At 48.4% G+C, this 258-nt stretch carries 1 tRNA gene; it reads left to right on the top strand.

Annotated features, from left to right (window positions below):
- The first annotated feature begins 45 nt into the window (after positions 1 to 45).
- Positions 46 to 122: transfer RNA gene (locus tag G9H60_RS13760), tRNA-Ile, on the top strand.
- Positions 123 to 258: the final 136 nt, after the last annotated feature.

Raw genomic sequence — 258 nt, 5'->3', positions numbered from 1 at the left:
AAGATAGGTTTTCAATGATATTAGAGAAAAAGAGAAGAAACAAGCGGGCTTGTAGCTCAGGTGGTTAGAGCGCTACACTGATAATGTAGAGGTCCGTGGTTCGAGTCCACGCAGGCCCACCAACAAACAGGATGTTGGGGCAAGCTGGAGATGAAAGCCAATAAGAGGGATAATAATCCCGATTAAACTTGGGGGATTAGCTCAGCTGGCTAGAGCACCTGCCTTGCACGCAGGGGGTCAACGGTTCGAATCCGTTAT

Origin of the sequence: Aquirufa aurantiipilula (assembly GCF_019923745.1) — a bacterium.
In the GTDB taxonomy this organism is placed as follows: domain Bacteria; phylum Bacteroidota; class Bacteroidia; order Cytophagales; family Spirosomataceae; genus Aquirufa; species Aquirufa aurantiipilula.
The sequence above is the reverse complement of the archived record's forward strand: the minus strand, read 5'-3'. Positions and strand labels throughout refer to the sequence as shown.